This is a genomic window from Pseudomonas sp. TH10 (genome assembly GCF_016651255.1).
Lineage (GTDB): Bacteria > Pseudomonadota > Gammaproteobacteria > Pseudomonadales > Pseudomonadaceae > Aquipseudomonas.
In genome coordinates this window covers 37,122-54,948 of the sequence record NZ_JAEKEG010000002.1, presented here as the reverse complement: position 1 = coordinate 54,948, position 17,827 = coordinate 37,122, and the positions used below count along the sequence as shown (strand labels likewise).

The 17,827-nt window shown below is 61.7% G+C and carries 9 protein-coding genes and 3 pseudogenes; 7 read left to right on the top strand and 5 right to left on the bottom strand.

Translation table 11 applies throughout. From position 1 onward, the window contains the following. Window positions 1–4: 4 nt before the first annotated feature. The 3 genes and pseudogenes from JFT80_RS00325 to JFT80_RS00315 all read right to left on the bottom strand — a co-directional run bounded on the left by JFT80_RS00325 (window position 5) and on the right by JFT80_RS00315 (window position 5,721). Window positions 5–2,624, bottom strand: a pseudogene (locus tag JFT80_RS00325) (excinuclease ABC subunit A). 84 nt (window positions 2,625–2,708) lie between these two features. Continuing rightward, window positions 2,709–4,820, bottom strand: a complete 2,112-nt coding sequence (locus JFT80_RS00320; RefSeq protein WP_201146539.1) for a PAS domain-containing sensor histidine kinase — start codon at window positions 4,818–4,820, stop codon at window positions 2,709–2,711. Between the two features lie 211 nt (window positions 4,821–5,031). Next, a complete protein-coding gene (locus JFT80_RS00315) occupies window positions 5,032–5,721 on the bottom strand; it encodes a GntR family transcriptional regulator (protein ID WP_201146538.1) in 690 nt (229 codons plus the stop codon). Window positions 5,722–5,861: 140 nt separating this feature from the next. Between JFT80_RS00315 and JFT80_RS00310 the strand changes: the two genes are divergently transcribed. From JFT80_RS00310 to JFT80_RS00280, 7 genes and pseudogenes are all read left to right on the top strand, one after another. Continuing rightward, window positions 5,862–6,947 (top strand): ABC transporter ATP-binding protein, encoded by a 1,086-nt coding sequence (locus JFT80_RS00310; protein WP_201146537.1) that lies wholly within the window; start codon window positions 5,862–5,864, stop codon window positions 6,945–6,947. Window position 6,948: 1 nt separating this feature from the next. Then, a complete protein-coding gene (locus tag JFT80_RS00305) occupies window positions 6,949–7,866 on the top strand; it encodes an ABC transporter permease (protein WP_201146536.1) in 918 nt (305 codons plus the stop codon). Further along, window positions 7,863–8,651 (top strand): ABC transporter permease, encoded by a 789-nt coding sequence (locus JFT80_RS00300; RefSeq protein WP_201146535.1) that lies wholly within the window; start codon window positions 7,863–7,865, stop codon window positions 8,649–8,651. Before JFT80_RS00305 ends, JFT80_RS00300 begins: the two co-directional genes overlap by 4 nt. Before the next feature lie 17 nt (window positions 8,652–8,668). Next, a complete protein-coding gene (locus JFT80_RS00295; protein ID WP_201146534.1) occupies window positions 8,669–9,721 on the top strand; it encodes an extracellular solute-binding protein in 1,053 nt (350 codons plus the stop codon). A gap of 139 nt (window positions 9,722–9,860) precedes the next feature. Then, window positions 9,861–11,051 carry an amidohydrolase family protein gene (locus JFT80_RS00290; RefSeq protein WP_201146533.1) on the top strand — a complete coding sequence of 397 codons (1,191 nt, stop codon included), beginning with the start codon at window positions 9,861–9,863 and terminating at the stop codon, window positions 11,049–11,051. A gap of 14 nt (window positions 11,052–11,065) precedes the next feature. Further along, window positions 11,066–12,546: pseudogene (locus JFT80_RS00285) on the top strand (amidohydrolase family protein). An 11-nt stretch (window positions 12,547–12,557) separates the two neighbouring features. Next, complete coding sequence (locus JFT80_RS00280; protein ID WP_201146532.1) at window positions 12,558–13,217, top strand: flavin reductase family protein; 660 nt, start codon at window positions 12,558–12,560, stop codon at window positions 13,215–13,217. Between the two features lie 114 nt (window positions 13,218–13,331). Here JFT80_RS00280 and JFT80_RS00275 read toward each other — a convergent pair. Next, a pseudogene (locus tag JFT80_RS00275) lies at window positions 13,332–16,411 on the bottom strand (error-prone DNA polymerase). Next, window positions 16,408–17,823, bottom strand: coding sequence for a DNA polymerase Y family protein (locus JFT80_RS00270; RefSeq protein WP_122840665.1), 1,416 nt, complete (start codon window positions 17,821–17,823; stop codon window positions 16,408–16,410). Before JFT80_RS00270 ends, JFT80_RS00275 begins: the two are co-directional and overlap by 4 nt. Window positions 17,824–17,827: the final 4 nt, after the last annotated feature.

Below are 17,827 nucleotides of genomic sequence, written 5' to 3'. Positions count from 1 at the left end.
GCTTCTACAGGTTGAGCGTCCTGGCCAAAAACGGTGCAGTCTTGCTCTTCCTGCTTTTGGCAACTTTCAGCGGCGTTCCCGCCACCACAATTTTACCGCCCTGATCCCCTGCCCCGGGCCCGATATCAATCACCCAGTCACTCTGCGCTACCACGCGCATCTCGTGCTCGACCACTATGACCGTATGCCCCGCCGACACCAGGGTGTTGAGCTGTTCCATCAGCCGATCGACATCCCGGGGTGCAACCCGGTGGTCGGTTCGTCGAGCACGTACAGGGTGGCGCCGCGCTGGTTGCGCTGCAGTTCAGTAGCCAGTTTGATGCGCTGGGCTTCGCCGCCCGACAGCTCGGTGGCTGGCTGGCCGAGGCGCAAATACCCCAGGCCAATGTCACGCAACACGTCCAGTGAACGGCGGATGCCAGCCTGCTCGGCAAACACCGTCACCGCTTCATCCACGGTCAGCTGCAGCACCTGGGCGATGTTCAAGCCTTGCCAGGTGATAGCCAGAGTCTGGGGGTTGTAGCGCGCACCATGGCAGGTTGGGCATGGCGCATACACGCTGGGCATGAACAGCAACTCGACGCTGACAAAACCTTCGCCTTCACAGGTCGGGCAGCGGCCCTTGGCGACATTAAAAGAGAACTGCCCGGCATCGTAGCCTTGCGCCCGCGCCTGATCAGTGGCGGCATACAGCTTGCGCACGCTGTCGAACAGGCCCGTATAGGTCGCCAGGTTCGAGCGCGGCGTACGGCCAATCGGTTTCTGGTCGACTTGCACCAGGCGCTTGATCGACGTCAGCCCCGCAGTCACCTGACCGCCGCTGACCTGGGGCGCATCGTCCTCCAGGCTCGGTTCCTCGGCATCACTCTCAGCCACCGGGCGTCCCAAGTGCGCGCCCACCAGTTCCAGCAGCGCCTGGCTGACCAGGCTCGATTTCCCCGACCCCGAAACACCGGTAACCGAAGTGAAACAGCCCAGTGGAAACTCCACACTGAGGTTGTCCAGGTTGTTGCGGGTGATCCCTCCAGTCGCAGCCAGTCGGCTGGCTTGCGGCAGGTGCGCGCCTGGCTCGCTGCCTCGGCGAACAGGTAGTCGCGGGTTTGCGATTCCTTGACCTGCTCCAGGCCGGCCGGTGGCCCGCTGTACAAGATCCGCCCGCCATGTTCACCGGCCGCCGGGCCGACGTCGATCAGCCAATCGGCACGGCGCATGGTTTCCAGGTCGTGCTCGACCACAAACAAGGTATTGCCGCAGGCCTTCAGCCGTTGCAAGGCATCGAACAGCGCCTCGCCGTCCGCCGGGTGCAGGCCCGCCGAGGGTTCGTCGAGCACGTAGATCACGCCGAACAGTTGCGAACCCAACTGGGTCGCCAGGCGCAGGCGTTGCAACTCGCCGGAGGACAGGGTCGGCGTGCTGCGCTCCAGTGCCAGGTAGCCCAGGCCCAGGTCGGTCAGGGTACTGACCCGTTCCAGCAGATCCTGAGCGATACGCTGCGCCGCCAGACGCTTTTCCACCGACAGGTTGGGCGTATGCCGCACATCCGGCGCATTGGCATGCGCACTGGCCCCGTGGGCGACGCGCTGGGCCCGGGCTTCCAGGGTTTGGCTTGGCGTGAAGACGTCACCCGCTTCCTCGGCCTGGTCCAGATAGGTCTGCGCCGCCACCGGTTTCAGCACCTCGGCAAACTGCAGCAAGGGCATCTGCGACAACTCGCCGATGTCATAACCGGCGAACTTCACCGACAACGCTTCGCGCTTGAGGCGTTTGCCGTCGCACACCGGGCATGGATTGCCGAGCATGAACTGCGCAACCCGCTTTTTCATCAGCGCGCTTTGGGAATGGGTGAAGGTGTGCAGGATGTAGCGTCGGGCGCCGGTAAACGTGCCCTGATAACTCGGCTCCATCTTGCGTTTGAGGGCGACGCGGGTTTCTTCCGGGGTCAGCCCGGCGTACACCGGCACGGTCGGGGTTTCTTCGGTGAAGAGAATCCAGTCGCGCTGTTTTTTCGGCAGCTTTTTCCATGGGATATCGACGTCGATGCCCAGGGTCACGAGGATGTCGCGCAGGTTTTGCCCCTGCCAGGCCAACGGCCAGGACGCCACGGCGCGTTGGCGAATGGTCAGGTTCGGATCGGGCACCATCAGCGCTTCGGTGACCTCATACACGCGACCAAGACCATGACATTCCGGGCAGGCGCCCTGTGGCGTGTTGGGCGAGAAGTCTTCGGCGTACAGCATCGGTTGCCCGGGCGGGTAGCTGCCGGCCCGGGAATAGAGCATGCGGATCAGGCTCGACAAGGTGGTCACGCTGCCCACCGACGAGCGCGTGCTCGGCGTGCCGCGCTGTTGCTGCAACGCCACGGCAGGCGGCAGGCCTTCGATGGAGTCAACGTCCGGCACACCCACCTGATCGATCAGGCGCCTGGCATAGGGCGCCACTGACTCGAAATAACGCCGTTGCGCTTCGGCATACAAGGTCGAGAACGCCAGCGAGGATTTGCCCGAGCCGGACACGCCAGTGAACACCACCAGCGAATCGCGAGGGATGTCGACGTCGACGTTCTTCAGGTTATGTTCACGGGCGCCACGCACCCGGACCATGCCGGAGGTTGGATCGGAATTCATAGGCTGCCTTGATTGAATTGAGGATGCTTAATCTCAGGTTTACCAGCTCCTACGTTGGTTCCTTGCAAATCCCGATAATTCACTTCAACCGCTCAGAACATTACGGACCATGCGCGTCAGCGCTTCCGGCCCATAAGGCTTGCTCAACAGATGGGTATCGGGACTGAGCTGGTGATTGCGCGAAATGATGTCGCGGGTATGCCCCGACGTGAACAGCACCGCAACCGGCGGTTTCTGGACCTTGGCCCAGGCGGCCAGGTCCGAGCTCTTGATCAGCCCGGGCATGACCACGTCAGTGAAAATCAGATCCACCGCTACGCCTTCCAGCAACATCTGCATGGCGATGTCCCCGTTGGCAGCGATCAGCACCTTGTAACCCTCCTCGTGCAGCAGCTCCACGGCCGCGGCGCGCACCGCCTCGTTATCCTCCACCACCAGGACAGTTTCGTGGCCGCCTGGATGCTGCGCGTCGTGCACCGCTGATTCAACAGACAGCCCGCGCAGGCACCGCGGAAAATAAAGCTCGACCCGAGTGCCCTGGCCTTCAAAGCTGGACATCTCGATATGCCCGCCGCTTTGCTTGACGAAGCCGAACACCATGCTCAGGCCCAACCCGGTGCCCTGGCCATCCGCCTTGGTAGTGAAAAAGGGTTCAAACGCCTGCGCCAGCACCTGGGGGGGCATGCCAACACCCGTGTCAACTACCGCAACCCGCACATAATCGCCGGCGACAATGCCCTTGCCGGCACAGAACTGGCGGTCCAGTGCAACATTTTCGGCGCTGAGTATCACCGTGCCCTCGCCCCGCATGGCGTCCCGGGCATTGATTGCCAGGTTGAGGATGGCGTTTTCCAACTGATTACGGTCAACGTTGAGATGCCAGGACTCTTGCGGGACCCGCACATCGATCTGCAAGGTTTCGCCCAGCGCTCGCTGCAGCAACTCGGCCAGGCCTTCGAAGATTTGCCGTGGGTCGTAGACCGCCGGGGACAAAGGCTGGCGCCGGGCAAACGCGAGCAGTTGCGAGGACAGCTTGGCCCCGCGCTCGACCGCTGCAATCGAGGCCTTGACCCGACGTTGCACATTGGCGTTGTCCGGCTCATGCCGCGCCAGCAGGTGCAGGTTGCCGGCGATCACCTGCAGCAGGTTATTGAAGTCGTGAGCTACGCCACCCGTGAGGCCACCGATGGCTTCGAGCTTCTGCGACTGACGCAATTGCTCCTCGGCCTGCAGCCGCGCGCCGACCTCTTCAGCGACACGTTGTTCCAGATTGCGGGTGAACTTGAGCAGTGATTCTTCAGCCGTCTTGCGCACATGAATGTCGATCAGCACTCCGGGGAAGCGCAACGGTTCGCCCCTTTCGTCGAACTCGCAAGCGCCGCTGGCCAGCACCCACAGATGGCTGCCGTCGGGCCGCAGCACGCGGTATTCGGCGTTAAAGGGTTCACCGGTCTTCTGCGCCTGCTTAACCTGCTCACGGACCCAGCCTACGTCCTCGGGGTGAATCCGCGATTCAGCGACGGCACTGGGCAGGTTGGACAGGTCGTAGCCTGGCGGAAAGGAGAATGTGCGGGCGAATCGGTCGTCGCCGGAAAGAATGTCGGCCTTGAGGTCCCAGACGAAGGAGCCCAGCAAGGCCCCGGCATTCAGTGCCAGGCGGACCCGCTCGTTATCGGCGCGATAGGCATCTTCAGCCGCCCGGCGCCGGCGCTCGGAAATGACATGGTCGGTGGTATCCACCACCATCGCCATGACGCCTGCGGGCCGACCCTCGTCATTGGCCACCGGGCTGTAATAGAGATCGAGCCAGACGTCTTCGGGGACCCCGTTGCGTAACAGCACCAGTTCCTTGTTCTGATAGGACAAGGTGCCCCCGCCCAGGCACGTGTCCACCACATGCCGGTTGAATTCGGCGACTTCCGGCCAACCCAGCTCCACCGGAGAGCCCAGCAGGTAAGGATGGCGGCCGCCAGCGAATTCCGAGTAGGCGTCGTTGTAGATCATGTACCCGGCCCGGCCCCAGAGCATGACCATTGGCAAGGGCGACGCAAGCATCAACTGCACGGTGCTGCACAGGCTTTTCTGCCAATTCTGGACAGGCCCAAGCTCGGTCAGGCTCCAGTCGAATGCACGAATGCGTCCGGCCATCTCACCGTTCCAGCCGGCACACCCGTGGCTTGCGTCTAGAAACTGCATCGACTGACTCTTTAGTCCCTGAAATGACACCTGTCTGCTTCGAGCATACGCGGCGCCAATGGTTTCATTGCCTACAAGCACATCGTAGCGATTTGAAGCACGCGCAGGCGCTGTCGAGAGAAACGAGGCTGCGATCCTTTGATCCTGGCGCTAGCCAAACAAGATCAAAAGATCGCTGCCTGCGGTAGCTCCTGCCTGAATTTCCAGATCATCACACTTCAATCAGATGCTTGAGCGGATGGTAGCCAGTTTTCATCTTGGCGGCGACGTCGAGAATGGCTTTTTCGATGCCATTGAGGTGCATGCAGGTCAATTCAATCGCCGCGCTCTGATTGCCCGCCTCGATGTACTCGAGCAGTCGCAGGTGTTCGTCATCGCGGCAAGCTTCGTGGCTGTCGTCATCCAGCGCCGCAGCGTACAGCGACGCGCGGGAAATCAGCTTCTGGAACCAGTCCAGCAGCACCGGATTGTTGAGGCTGCGTGCCAGTTTGATGTGGAACTCGCCGAGCAGATGAATCAGCCGTTCGTGGTCACCGGCGGCGTGGGCTTCATCTTCCAGCAGCAGGTGCTCGCGCAAATCCTGCATCGCCGCCGTGTCCTTGCGCCGGCACAGTTCGGTGACGATGCCGATCTCGATCAGACGGCGGGTTTCGAACAGCGAACGGATTTCTTCATTGCTCGGCAGCGACACCGACGCACCTTTATTGGGCTCGGTGGTGACCAGTCCGTCGGCCTCCAATTGCTTCAGCGCGGCGCGAACCGATGTGCGGCTGACATTAAATAACTCGGCCAGCGAGGCCTCGCCCAGCTTCATCCCCGGACGCAGCGAACGCTTGCTGATCGCCTCGTAAACCCCTTGGTAGACGCGGTCGACCGTGGTTTCCAGTTTCTTCTCGGTCATTGAAAAACTCCTTTAGGTGCTGGCAACGCTGCCCTGGCGAATGAACAGCCGGAAAAAAGGGGGTTGCACACGCAGATTAATCCGGGTATTTCTAAATTGCATTCAGATATTGCATACAATAAATAGAGGATTGCACCATTATGGGTCAACCAATAGCAATTGAAGTGCGCAACGTCTCCAAACGGTACTCTGACGATCCTGGCCTCGCGCCGGCCCTCGACAATGTTTCGGTGAACATCGCCGACAACGAGTTCTTCACCCTGCTCGGCCCTTCCGGCTGCGGCAAAACCACTCTGCTACGCACCATCGCCGGCTTCGAACACGTCAGTGAAGGCGAGATTCGTCTGGCCGGCGAGCCGGTCAATGACCTGCCGCCGTTCAAACGCCGGGTCAACACGGTATTCCAGAGTTACGCGCTGTTTCCGCACATGAGTGTGGCGCAGAATATCGCCTTCGGGCTTGAGATGCAGGGTCTTGATCGCAAGTTGATCCCGGATCGGCTCAACGAGATGCTCGCGCTGGTGCAAATGGAGCATCTGGCCAATCGCAAACCTTCGGAGTTGTCCGGTGGCCAACAGCAACGCGTGGCGCTGGCCCGGGCCTTGGCGCCGAAACCGAAAGTGCTGTTGCTGGATGAGCCGCTTTCGGCGCTCGACCTAAAGCTGCGCAAGGAAATGCAGGTCGAACTCAAGCGTGTGCAGAAAGAAGCCGGCATCACCTTCATCTTTGTCACCCACGATCAGGAAGAAGCGCTGACGCTGTCCGATCGCATCGCCGTGATGTCGGCCGGCAAGATCTTGCAGATCGGCACCCCGACCGATATCTACGAGCATCCAAAACACCGCTTTGTCGCGCAGTTTATCGGCGATATCAACTTCCTTCCCGGCCACCTGAAACACGGCGAGCACAACGAAAAGCTGTTCGTGCCCAACGGCATGCCAGTGGAGATTGCCTGCCCGCCGCAGGGTTTCGACGGCAGCAGCGTGCAACTGGCGTTTCGGCCCGAGCGTTCGCAACTGGTCGACGCCAGCCAGCCACATCACCTGCGTGGCGTCATCGAAGCGGTGCTCTATGTCGGCACCGCAACGCTGTACCAGTGCCGTTTGAACAATGACATCAAAGTCATGCTGCGCGAAAACAACGAAGGCCTGAACCGTGGCCGCGCGGTCGGTGAACGCGTCGCCGTGCATCTGCCGCCCCACGCCTGCCTGTTGATGGAGGCCTGAGATGAGCGTCAGCAGCACTTCCCCCGCCTTGAGCCGTGCGCTGTTGCTCAGCCCGGTGGTCCTTACCTTGCTCGCCCTGATCGCCATTCCCCTGGGCATCATGGGCTACATCAGCCTCCTGCCGCGCAACGTCTACGGCGGAGTCGACTGGCAGGCCGACTGGCAATTGCAAAGCTACGTGCAACTGTTTTTCCAGGAAGGTTTTGATGGCGAACTCGAACTGAACTGGGTCTACGCGCAAGCGCTGTTACGTTCGGTGCTGCAGGCCGGTGGCACGACCGTACTGTGCTTTCTGTTCGGTTTTCCGGTGGCGCTGTGGATGTCGAGCCTGACCCCGCGTCGACGCAATCTGATGGTGTTGCTCATCACCATTCCGTTCTGGACCAACCTGCTGATCCGCAACTACGCGTGGCTGATCATCCTGCGCGAACACGGTTGGGTCGCACAGAGTCTTAACGCGCTGTTCCCGAGTGCCGGCGGCATCACCCTGCTCTACAACGATTTCGCGGTGAGCGTCGGCCTGGTCTACAGCTTTCTGCCGTTCATGATCCTGCCGATCTACTCGACCCTGGAAAAACTCGACTGGCGTCTGGTCGAAGCCGCCTACGACCTCGGCGCCAACCGCTGGCACGCCTTGCGGCGGATCATCCTGCCGCTGTCGATGCCGGGCGTGATTGCCGGTGCGCTGCTGGTGTTCGTGCCGAGTCTGGGCGCCTTCATCACCCCGGCGATTCTCGGCGGCGGCAAGACGCTGATGATCGGCAATCTTATCCAGCAGCAGTTCGGCACCGCGCGCAACTGGCCGCTGGGCAGTTCGCTGTCGTTCCTGTTGCTGGCGATTCTGCTGGTGTCGCTGGTGCTCTACGCCCTCTACAGCCGCCATACGTCGAAGACCCTGAATCGGGGAGCCAAAGCATGATTTCTCTGCACCTGAAAAAACTCCCGGCAACCCGTGAAATCAGCCTGCTGATTCTGGCTTATCTGTATCTGCCGATCTTTGTGTTGATCGCCTACAGCTTCAACGCCAACCGCTCGGCGACGGTGTGGACCGAGTTCTCCTTTGCCTGGTACGGACGGATTCTGGCCAACCCGTCGATTCAGACCGCGGCGCTGAATTCGATCATCGTCGCAACCATCGCCACGGTGTGCGCCACGGCGATTGCGCTGCTGGCGGCGCTGGCGACCTATCGACCTTTCTACGGACAGAAAATGGTCGAGGGCGGGATCAATCTGCCGCTGATCCTGCCGGAAATCGTCACTGCGGTGGCCACGCTGCTGCTGTTCATGGCCTTGGGCATCAAGCTCGGGTTGCTGACAGTGATCGTTGCGCACATTGGCTTCTGCATTCCCTTCGCTTATTTACCGATTCGGGCGCGGCTCAACGATCTGGACAAGAGCCTGCTGGAAGCGGCGAACGATCTGTACGCCAATCCGTGGCAGGTGTTTCGCCGCGTGACCTTGCCACTGCTGTGGCCGGCGGTGTTGTCCGGTGCGGTGCTGGCGTTCGTGGTCAGCCTCGACGATTTCATCATGACTTTCTTCGTCGCCGGCCCGGGATCCACAACCCTGCCGGTGTACATCTTCTCCGCAATCAAGGCCGGCGTGACGCCGGAGATCAATGCGATTTCGACCCTGATGCTGGTGATTTCCATCGTGCTGGTGGTCCTGGCCTTCTGGCTGGGTCAGCGCGGCAAAAACCAATGAGCCTGGAGTGTTCTGTCATGAAAATGAAAACCCTGCGGTATGGCGTCGCCGGTCTGGCACTCAGTTGCCTGACGGTTTTTACTGCGCAAGCCGCCGAGCCCAAGGAGCTGTTCTTCTACAACTGGACCGATTACTACCCGGTCGACCTGCTGGCCAAATTCGAGAAAGAAACCGGCATCAAGGTCACCATGGACGGCTACGACAGCAACGAGACCCTGCTCGCCAAGTTGCAGGCCGGGGGCGCCGCGTATGACGTGATCGTACCGTCACAATCCATCATGCAGACGCTGATCAAACAGGATCTGCTGATGGAAATCGACACGCCGACCCTGAGCAACTTTCAGTACGTCAAAGGGCCGTTCCGCGATCCGGGGTTCGACCCCGGCCGCAAGTTCTCGGCGCCGTATCTGTGGGGCACCACCGGGTTTTCCTATGACAGTGCGCGGGTGCCGGGCGGCAAGCTGGATGATTCATGGAAGGAGTTCTTCGAACCGCGCAAAGAGCTGCAAGGCCAGCTCGCCGCGCTGGATACGTCGAGCAGCGTGATCAATGCCGCCAGCCATTACCTGAACGTCGACGAATGCAGCGAAAACCCGCAGGACGCCAAGCGCATCCTTGAATTGCTGCAAAAACAAAAGCCGTTCTTGAAGATGTACAGCTCCGACAACACTGTCGACCGCATGGCTTCCGGCGAGGTGATCATGATGCAGAACTGGAACGGTTCTACCGCGCGGGCCACCTTGCAGAAAAGCACGATCAAGTACGTGTATCCGCGTGAAGGCGTGGCGATGTTCCAGGACAACTTTGCCGTGCCGAAAAGCGCACCGCATCCGGGCAACGCGAAGATCTTCATCGACTGGATGATGAAACCGGAAAACGCGGCGGCCGTGTCCAACGCCATTGCCTACGCCAACGGCATTCAGAGTGATCAGTTGCTCGATCCGAAATGGAAGGTCATGGACGCGATCAACATGCCCGAGGAATACGCCTCGCGTTTGCGCCCCGAGAAGGAATGCAGCAACAAGGCGCGCGAGCTGCAGGATCGGATCTGGTCGAAGCTCAAGGGTTGAGTGCCTGATTTGAAACCGAGGTGCGGCCTTCGCGAGCAAGCTCGCTCCCACAGGGGGCCTGGCCCCCACGGGTCCCTTGTGGGAGTGACCTTGCTCGCTATGGAGCCAACTCTGACCTCACAAGATCCGGAGATACGTAATGATCCAATGGCTACGCAACGTGCGCCCCTACGGCGCCCCCGCTGAAGACCTGCTGATCGAAGACGGCCTGCTCAAGCAACGCCGCCCGGCAACAAACGCAGCGCTCAGCGCCACCGACATCGACGGCGGTCATCAACTGCTCACCCCGGCCCTGGTGGAAAGCCATGTGCATCTCGATAAAACCCTCTGGGGCCAGCCCTGGCGCCCGAACAGCGCCGGGCCGACTCTGAAGGACTACATTGCCAACGAGCGAAGCGTCCTGCGTGAAGTCGACTCGCCCATCGCCCACCGGGCTGGCGCACTTCTGGAAAACTGCATCGCACGCGGCTCGCTGACCATGCGCTGTCACGTCGACATCGACCCTGAGTTCGGCCTGCGCCACGTCGAAGCCATGCAGCAACTGCGCGAGCGCTACCGCGACCTCATCGACCTGCAACTGGTGGTGTTCCCGCAAACCGGCCTGATCAGCCGCCCCGGCACTGCCGACCTGATGCGCGAAGCCATGACCCTGGGCGTGGAAAACGTCGGCGGCCTGGACCCCTGTGGCATCGACAATGATCCCGTCGCCCAGCTCGACTTCGTGTTCAAGCTCGCCAGCGAATTCGACCGTGGGGTGGACATCCACCTGCATGACAAAGGCGAACTGGGCCTGTGGCAGATCGCCCTGATTGCCGACTACACCGAGCGTTTCGCACGCCAGGGACAGGTAATGATCAGTCATGCCTACTGCCTTGGCATGTTGCCCTGGAACCAGGTCAAACCCGTGGCCGAGCGTCTGGCTGCCCTCGGTATTTCGCTGATGAGTTCGGCGCCAGCGGACTGCGCAGTGCCACCGTTCCTCGCGTTACGCCAGGTCGGGGTCAACATGTGCCTGGGTTCCGACGGTATCCGCGACGCCTGGTCGCCCATGGGCAACGGCGACATGCTGGAACGGGCGATGCTTCTCGCCTTTCGTTTCGACCTGAACAAGGACGATGAACTGACCGCCGCGTTCGATGCCGCGACCGTCAATGGCGCCCGCGCATTAGGCATCGAACACTACGGCTTGGAGCTCGGCCGCCCGGCGGACTTCCTGTTGATGCCGGTACAGACCCTGGGCGAAGCAGTGGTCGCGCGGCCATTGCGCCAGGTTTATCGCCAGGGCCAGTTGATTGCCTGCGATGGACGATTGCTGGACAGTCGCCTGTGAGTCGCCGGGCAACCATCATCGGCCTCAAAGCAGCTTGTGTGGTCGGTTTCGACGGCTCCCGGCATGTGCTGTGGCGCGACGGCGAAGTGGTGTTCGCTGGGTCGCGCATCGAGTTCGTCGGACGGGGTTATACGGGGCCGGTGGATCAGTGGATCGATTACGGCAATGCGTTGATCGGCCCGGGTTTTATCGATCTCGATGCGCTGGGCGATCTCGACTCCACGGTGTTGACCCTGGATAACGGCGACGAACGCAGCATGGGGCGCATGTGGTCTTCCGAGTATCTGGCCGCTGGCCCACGTGAGACTTACAGCCTGCAAGAAGAGGTATTCAAATACCGCTATGCCTTTACCCAGTTGATCCGCAACGGCATCACCACAGCGATGCCGATCACCTCGATGTACTACCGCGAGTGGGCGGAAACCTACGACGAGTTTGCCGCCGTCGCCCAGGTTGCCGGCGAGCTGGGCCTGCGGACCTACCTCGGCCCTTGCTACATGAGCGGCATGAGCTACTGGCGTGCAGACGCAACCCTGGGGCATCACTTTGATGAGGCCAGGGGTTGGCCGGGCTGGCAGCGGCTGAACGATTTTTCCAGGATTTCGACGGTGCCCACGGCGGGCTGATTCGCGGCGCGTTGCTGCCGGACCGCATCCAGACCTGTACGCAAGGGTTACTGCAACGCACCGCTGCTTTAAGCCGCGAACTTGCAGCGCCAGTGCGCCTGCACTGCTGCCAGGGGCTTGGCGAGGTCGCGATGGTCGAGCAACTGCACGGTTGTTCACCGCTGGGTTGGTTGCAGCAGCTGGACTTGCTCACGCCGCGCAGCCTGTTACCGCACGGCATCTACACCACGGGCGATGACGACTTGCAGCGGGTCATCGATGGCGGCGCGAGTCTGGTGCATTGCCCGCTGGTGTTCGCCCGCGATGGCGAGGCGCTGAATGCCTTCGGACGTTATCGGGCCAAGGGCATCAATTTTGCCCTCGGCACGGATACCTGGCCGGCCGATCTGCTGGAAAACATGCGCCACGGTTTGCACATCGCGCGGTTGATGGAGGGTGGTTCGGCGCTGACCAGTAGTCTCGACCTCTACAACGCCGCCACCCTTGGTGGTGCGCGGGCGCTGGGTCGTGATGACCTCGGACGTCTGGCGCCCGGTGCCAAGGCCGACATCACTGTGTTCAACCTGCGCGGTCTGCACTTGGGGCCCTTGTTCGATCCGCTGAAAAACCTGCTGTTGGCCGGGCGTGGCGACGACTGCATCGCCAGTTACATCGACGGTCGCTGCGTGATGCACGACGGTCAGGTCAACGGTGTCGACTACCCCGCCCTGCAACGCCAGGCGCAACGCCAATACGAAAAACTGATGCGCAGCCACAGCGAGCGAGCCTTTGCCCGACCGGACTGGAAAAGCCTGTTCCAGCCGGCCATTCCGTTCGCCGATGACTACAGCGCCGACGCGCCATTGAGCGCAATCGATCCACTTTCCTAGAGAGTTCTGCCATGCACAGTTTCGATTTCAGCCAGCTCAGCCCACGGGAAAAATACAAAATCCTGATCGGCAGTGTGGTGCCCCGGCCGATCGCCCTGGTCACTACCATTGATGGCGAGGGCCGGGTCAACGCCGCGCCGTTCAGCTTCTTCAATGCGCTGTCGGCGGATCCACCGATTCTGGCGCTGGGCGTGGAGAATTACGGCGACCAGAGCCCGAAGGACACCACGCGCAACATTCAGTTGAATCAGGAATTCACCGTGAACATCGTCAGCGATGCGCTGGTGGAAGCAATGAATGTGTGTGCCGTGCCGTTTGCACCGGGGTTCGATGAATTGACGGCGGCGGGACTGACGGCGATTGCCGGCACCACCGTCAAATGCCCACGCATCGGTGAAGCACCGGTGGCACTGGAGTGTCGGCGGATGATGGCGCTTAACATCGGTCAGTCGCGAGAGATTATTTTTGGTGAGGTCTTGATGGCGCACGTGCGCGATGAGTTGATCGACCCGAAAACCTTGTACATCGATCAGCTGGGGCTGGATGCCATCGGGCGCATGGGCGGCCATGGTTATGCGCGCACCCGGGACTATTTCGACTTGCCGACGCGATCGCTGCAGGCCTGGACGCAAGCGCCGGGCGGCGGCGAGCGGGTCTGGCCTGAAGTGTAGGAGCTGTCGAGTGCAACGAGGCTGCGATCTCTTGATTTTGTTTTTTACGATCAAAAGATCGCAGCCTCGTTGCACTCGGCAGCTCCTACGGAGAGGGGATAGAGGATGGATTCATCAATGGAAATCCCGACTGCGAATGCTCATCCCGTCCAGCAACTCACTCAGGTCACTCATTCTTCCGGCAATCAGGTGACGAACCTCGCCCTGGCTCTCCCAGCGCCCATCGACCTTGAGCAACTGCGAGCCCACCAGCACTTTTCGCTGACGCTCGGCCAGGTCGCGCCAGACGATCACGTTGACGTTGCCGAACTCATCTTCCAGGGTGACGAAGGTCACACCACTGGCGGTACCCGGTCGCTGGCGACCGGTGACCAGGCCGGCGACGCTGACCGGACGGCCATGCTCGACCTCCAGCAATTCCCTGGAACTGCGACAGCGCCGCGCTTTCAGCTCGCCGCGTAACAAGCGCCAGCGGATGTGGGCCGAGGGTGGTACCGACACGTGGTGTAGTCAGCCAGCAGATCCTCGCCAACCGTGGGCTTGGGTAAGGCCACCAGGTTCCTCCTCCTGCATCGCGCAGCCCGGCAAACAGTCCCAGTTGCTTGTGCACCCCTGCCACTTCCCAGCGCGCGCGATGGCGATCTCCCGCCAGCCCGCGCAGGGCTCCAGCATCGGCCAACTGCTCCTGGGCGCGGGCTTCGAGCCGTGCCCGTTCGCCGAGGTCGGCGATGTCGACAAATGCCCTCGAGCCCGGGCCACCTCGATGCGTCGTGCATCGTCCTCGCGAAAGCCCTTGATCATGCGCAAGCCCATACGGATCGCCGGCTGCGCCCCGGCAACGGGTTCAAGGCTGCAATCCCAGTCACTGGCGCGCACATCCACCGGGCGAATCTGTAAATGGTGGCGGCGTGCATCCTGCAGGATCTGGTCGGGACTGTAGAAACCCATGGGCCAGCTGTTAATCAGCGCGCAGGCAAATGCCGCAGGTTCGTGGCACTTCAGCCAGCAACTGGCGTAAGTCAGCAAGGCAAAGCTTGCGGCGTGGGACTCGGGAAAACCATAGCTGCCAAACCCCTTGATCTGTTCGAAGATCAGCTCGGCGAATTGCGCCGTATAGCCGTTTTTCTTCATCCCGGCAGCCAGGCGCAACTTGTGCGGTTCAAGCCCGCCGTGGCGTTTCCAGGCCGCCATGGAGCGACGCAACTGGTCGGCCTCCCCGGGGCTGTAGTCGGCGGCAACAATGGCGATCTGCATCACCTGCTCCTGGAACAACGGCACCCCAAGCGTGCGCTTCAACACTTCGCGCAATTGCTCGGACGGATAGGTTTCAAGCTCTTCACCGTTTCGTCGCCGCAGATACGGATGCACCATGCCACCCTGGATAGGCCCGGGTCGCACGATCGCTACCTCAATGACAAGGTCATAGAACTCTTTGGGCTTGAGCCTGGGCAACATCGACATCTGCGCCCGGGACTCGATCTGGAACACCCCGACCGTATCCGCACGGCCAATCATTTCGTAGGTCTGGGGGTCTTCAGCCGGCACCGTGGCCAGGCTCAGGTCGAGGTTGCGGTGGCGACGCAACAGGTCAAAACAACGGCGAATGGCACTGAGCATGCCCAGCGCCAGGATATCGACCTTGAGCAGACCGACCGCATCCAGGTCGTCCTTGTCCCATTGAATGATGGTGCGCTCGGCCATGGCCGCGTTCTCCACCGGCACCAGGGTGTCGAGTGGCTGCTCGGAAATGACAAAGCCACCCGGATGCTGGGACAGGTGCCGGGGAAAGCCGATCAGTTGTCCGGTGAGGCTGAGCACCCGACGCAACACCGGGCTTTCGGGGTCGAAACCGCTTTCGCGCAAGCGCTCCAATGGCGGCGTCTGATCGCTCCAGTGGCCGCAACAATCGGCCAGGGCGTTGATCTGGTCCGGCGGCAACCCCAGCGCCTTGGCCACGTCACGCACCGCTCCGGCAGCGTGATAAGAGCTGACCACTGCGGTCAGGGCTGCACGGGTGCGACCGTAGCGCTGAAACACGTATTGCAGGACTTCTTCGCGACGTTCGTGTTCGAAATCGACGTCGATGTCTGGCGGTTCGTTACGCTCCTTGGAAAGGAAACGCTCGAACAGCATGTTCATGCGTGCCGGGTCGATCTCGGTGATGCCCAGGGCAAAGCACACCGCAGAGTTGGCCGCCGAGCCGCGTCCCTGGCAGAGAATGCGCTCGCGTCGGGCGAACGCGACGATGTCTTGCACGGTGAGGAAATAACTTTCATAACCCAGCTCGGCGATCAGGCCCAGTTCCTTGTCGATCAGTTGCCGAACCTTGTCACTCGCACCTTCGGGCCAACGCTGGCGAATCCCGCGCTCGGTCAGTACCCTCAGCCACGAGACCCCGCTGTGCCCCTCGGGCACAAGCTCACGTGGGTATTGGTAGCGCAACTGGCTCAGGTCGAAGGTGCAACGCCGGGCGATCCTGACTGTTTCGTCGAGCAAGGCCTGGGGATAGAGCGCGCCCAGTGCATCGAGACTGCGCAGGTGCCGCTCGCCATTGGGGTGCAGGCGTAAACCGGCGGCTGCCACCGGCACGTGATGGCGGATGGCGGTCATGGTGTCCTGCAGCGCGCGTCGCCCGCGCACATGCATGTGCACGTCGCCGCTGGCTACCATCGGGATTTGCAGCTCGCCCGCCAGGCTCATCAGGTCGGCCAGTCGGCGCCGGTCATTCTGCCCACAGTGCAACTGCACCGCCAGCCACAGACGTTCAGCAAACACTTGCCGCAGCCACTGACCACTGCCCGTATCATCCACAGCGTCAGGCACCCACAGCGCCAGTAAACCCGGCAACGGCTCGCTGAAATCCTCGCGCAGCACCTGATACTGGCCTTTCTGCGTACGACGTCGGGCCCGGGTGATCAGCCGGCACAGGTGCTGATAACCCTCGAGATTTTCCACCAGGAGCACCAGTTTCGGGCCGTTCTCGATGCGGATTTCACTGCCGATGATCAGCGGCAAGTCCACCGACCTGGCCGCCTGCCAGGCTCGGACGATGCCTGCCAGCGTGCATTCATCAGTAATGGCCAGCGCCTGGTAGCCCTGCTTTTTGCCCGCTGGAACAGCTCAAGCGCACTGGATGCGCCGCGCTGGAAGCTGAAGTTCGACAGGCAATGCAGTTCCGCGTAGGCGCTGGTCATGCGAACCAGCCCTGCAGCCACAATGGACCACCCTCGCCTACCGCTCGATAGGCCCAGGCCTGCTGGCCGGAGCGGGTTTCAATCAGGTAATAGTCGCGTCGCACATCGCCGCCATCCCACCAACCGGACTCGATTCGCTCCGGCCCCATGACAATGCGCGCCGACCCTTCCTGCACCGCCAGCGGTTCAGTCAGCAGCCACCCTGGACGTTGCACACCGCACAGCCCGTTGCCGCGCTGGTTATCGGCCCCGGCCTGCCAGGCACATTCAGGTCGGTGGTCGGCCTGAAAGCGCAAGCCGTGAACCGCATCATCCCCAAGCCGGGCCCGCAAGCGCTCGCGCAATTGCTCCCAGGGCAAGGACTGTTGCGGACGGTCGTCGAACAGCTCCTGATGCTGGGGCACAAAGGCGGGCAAGTCTTCGGCTCGCAAGCGAAAGCCGCGCACCGGGGCCTGCACCTGCACTTGCTCCAGCCGCCCACGGGCCAGTTCAAAGAGCATCGCCGGATCGCGCTCAGCGCTGAGCAGGCCGACCTTGATCACGCTGTCAGGCAAGCCTGAGTGTTCCAGGTGCAGGTCAAAACGCTGCACGCCACTGTCGCGCCCGCACAGGAACGCCGCGAGATCGCCGGTCAGGCGGCGTAATGGAAACAGCAACGCCTGGTGGGACTGCACATCAAAATTGAGCTCGATGCGCACATCAAAACGGTCAGGTGGCAGGTAGAACGCCAGGGCCAATGGCCGGATCCCGCACAAGGTGTCCAGGTGCAGCAGTACACGGGCTTCGAACCGCCGTGCCAGGCTGTTACGCGGCAAAGCCTGCAGCTGGTCCAGGGTGCGCAGCCCCATGCGCGACAAAGCCGTGGCTACCGTCGGTTCCAGGGCAATGCGGTCGATGGGCAATTGCGCGAGGTGCCATTGCAAGGCGGCGTCATCCGCGACCACCAGACCGTCATGCAGGTTGGCCAATACCCGTGCGGCCACCGGGTTGGGGGCTGCGACTATGCGATGGCGAAAACCCAGCTCCCCCAGCTCGCTGCGCAAGCGGGCCTCGAATTGCGACCAGGGGCCGAACAGGCCCAGGCTGGATTCGATCTCGAACACCAGTGCACGGGGGTAATGCACGCTGACCTGGGAACTGAACCGATAGGCCCAGGCCGCGAGGAATTGCTGCCAGTGTTCGATTTCTGCGGCGTCGTACTCCGCCGTGACAAAGGCCTTGCTCAATGCCTGGGCGGCAGTCATTGACTGGCCTGGACGCAAGCCCAGTGCCCTTGCAGAAGCGTTGACTGCCTGCAACACACGGCGCTGGGCCGGGCCGGTCAACAGCGCCAGCGGTTGATCCGGGTCGCTGCGCTGACGCAAGACCGCGTCCAGCGCCAATTGCGGGAAGAGAATACATACCCAACGCATGGCA

What these genes read in the sequence shown, in the direction of transcription:
- JFT80_RS00320 (WP_201146539.1), bottom strand. Translation starts at nt 4,820, where the DNA reads ATGCAGTTTCTAGACGCAAGCCACGGGTGTGCCGGCTGGAACGGTGAG.
- JFT80_RS00315 (WP_201146538.1), bottom strand. Translation starts at nt 5,721, where the DNA reads ATGACCGAGAAGAAACTGGAAACCACGGTCGACCGCGTCTACCAAGGG.
- JFT80_RS00310 (WP_201146537.1), top strand. Translation starts at nt 5,862, where the DNA reads ATGGGTCAACCAATAGCAATTGAAGTGCGCAACGTCTCCAAACGGTAC.
- JFT80_RS00305 (WP_201146536.1), top strand. Translation starts at nt 6,949, where the DNA reads ATGAGCGTCAGCAGCACTTCCCCCGCCTTGAGCCGTGCGCTGTTGCTC.
- JFT80_RS00300 (WP_201146535.1), top strand. Translation starts at nt 7,863, where the DNA reads ATGATTTCTCTGCACCTGAAAAAACTCCCGGCAACCCGTGAAATCAGC.
- JFT80_RS00295 (WP_201146534.1), top strand. Translation starts at nt 8,669, where the DNA reads ATGAAAATGAAAACCCTGCGGTATGGCGTCGCCGGTCTGGCACTCAGT.
- JFT80_RS00290 (WP_201146533.1), top strand. Translation starts at nt 9,861, where the DNA reads ATGATCCAATGGCTACGCAACGTGCGCCCCTACGGCGCCCCCGCTGAA.
- JFT80_RS00280 (WP_201146532.1), top strand. Translation starts at nt 12,558, where the DNA reads ATGCACAGTTTCGATTTCAGCCAGCTCAGCCCACGGGAAAAATACAAA.
- JFT80_RS00270 (WP_122840665.1), bottom strand. Translation starts at nt 17,823, where the DNA reads ATGCGTTGGGTATGTATTCTCTTCCCGCAATTGGCGCTGGACGCGGTC.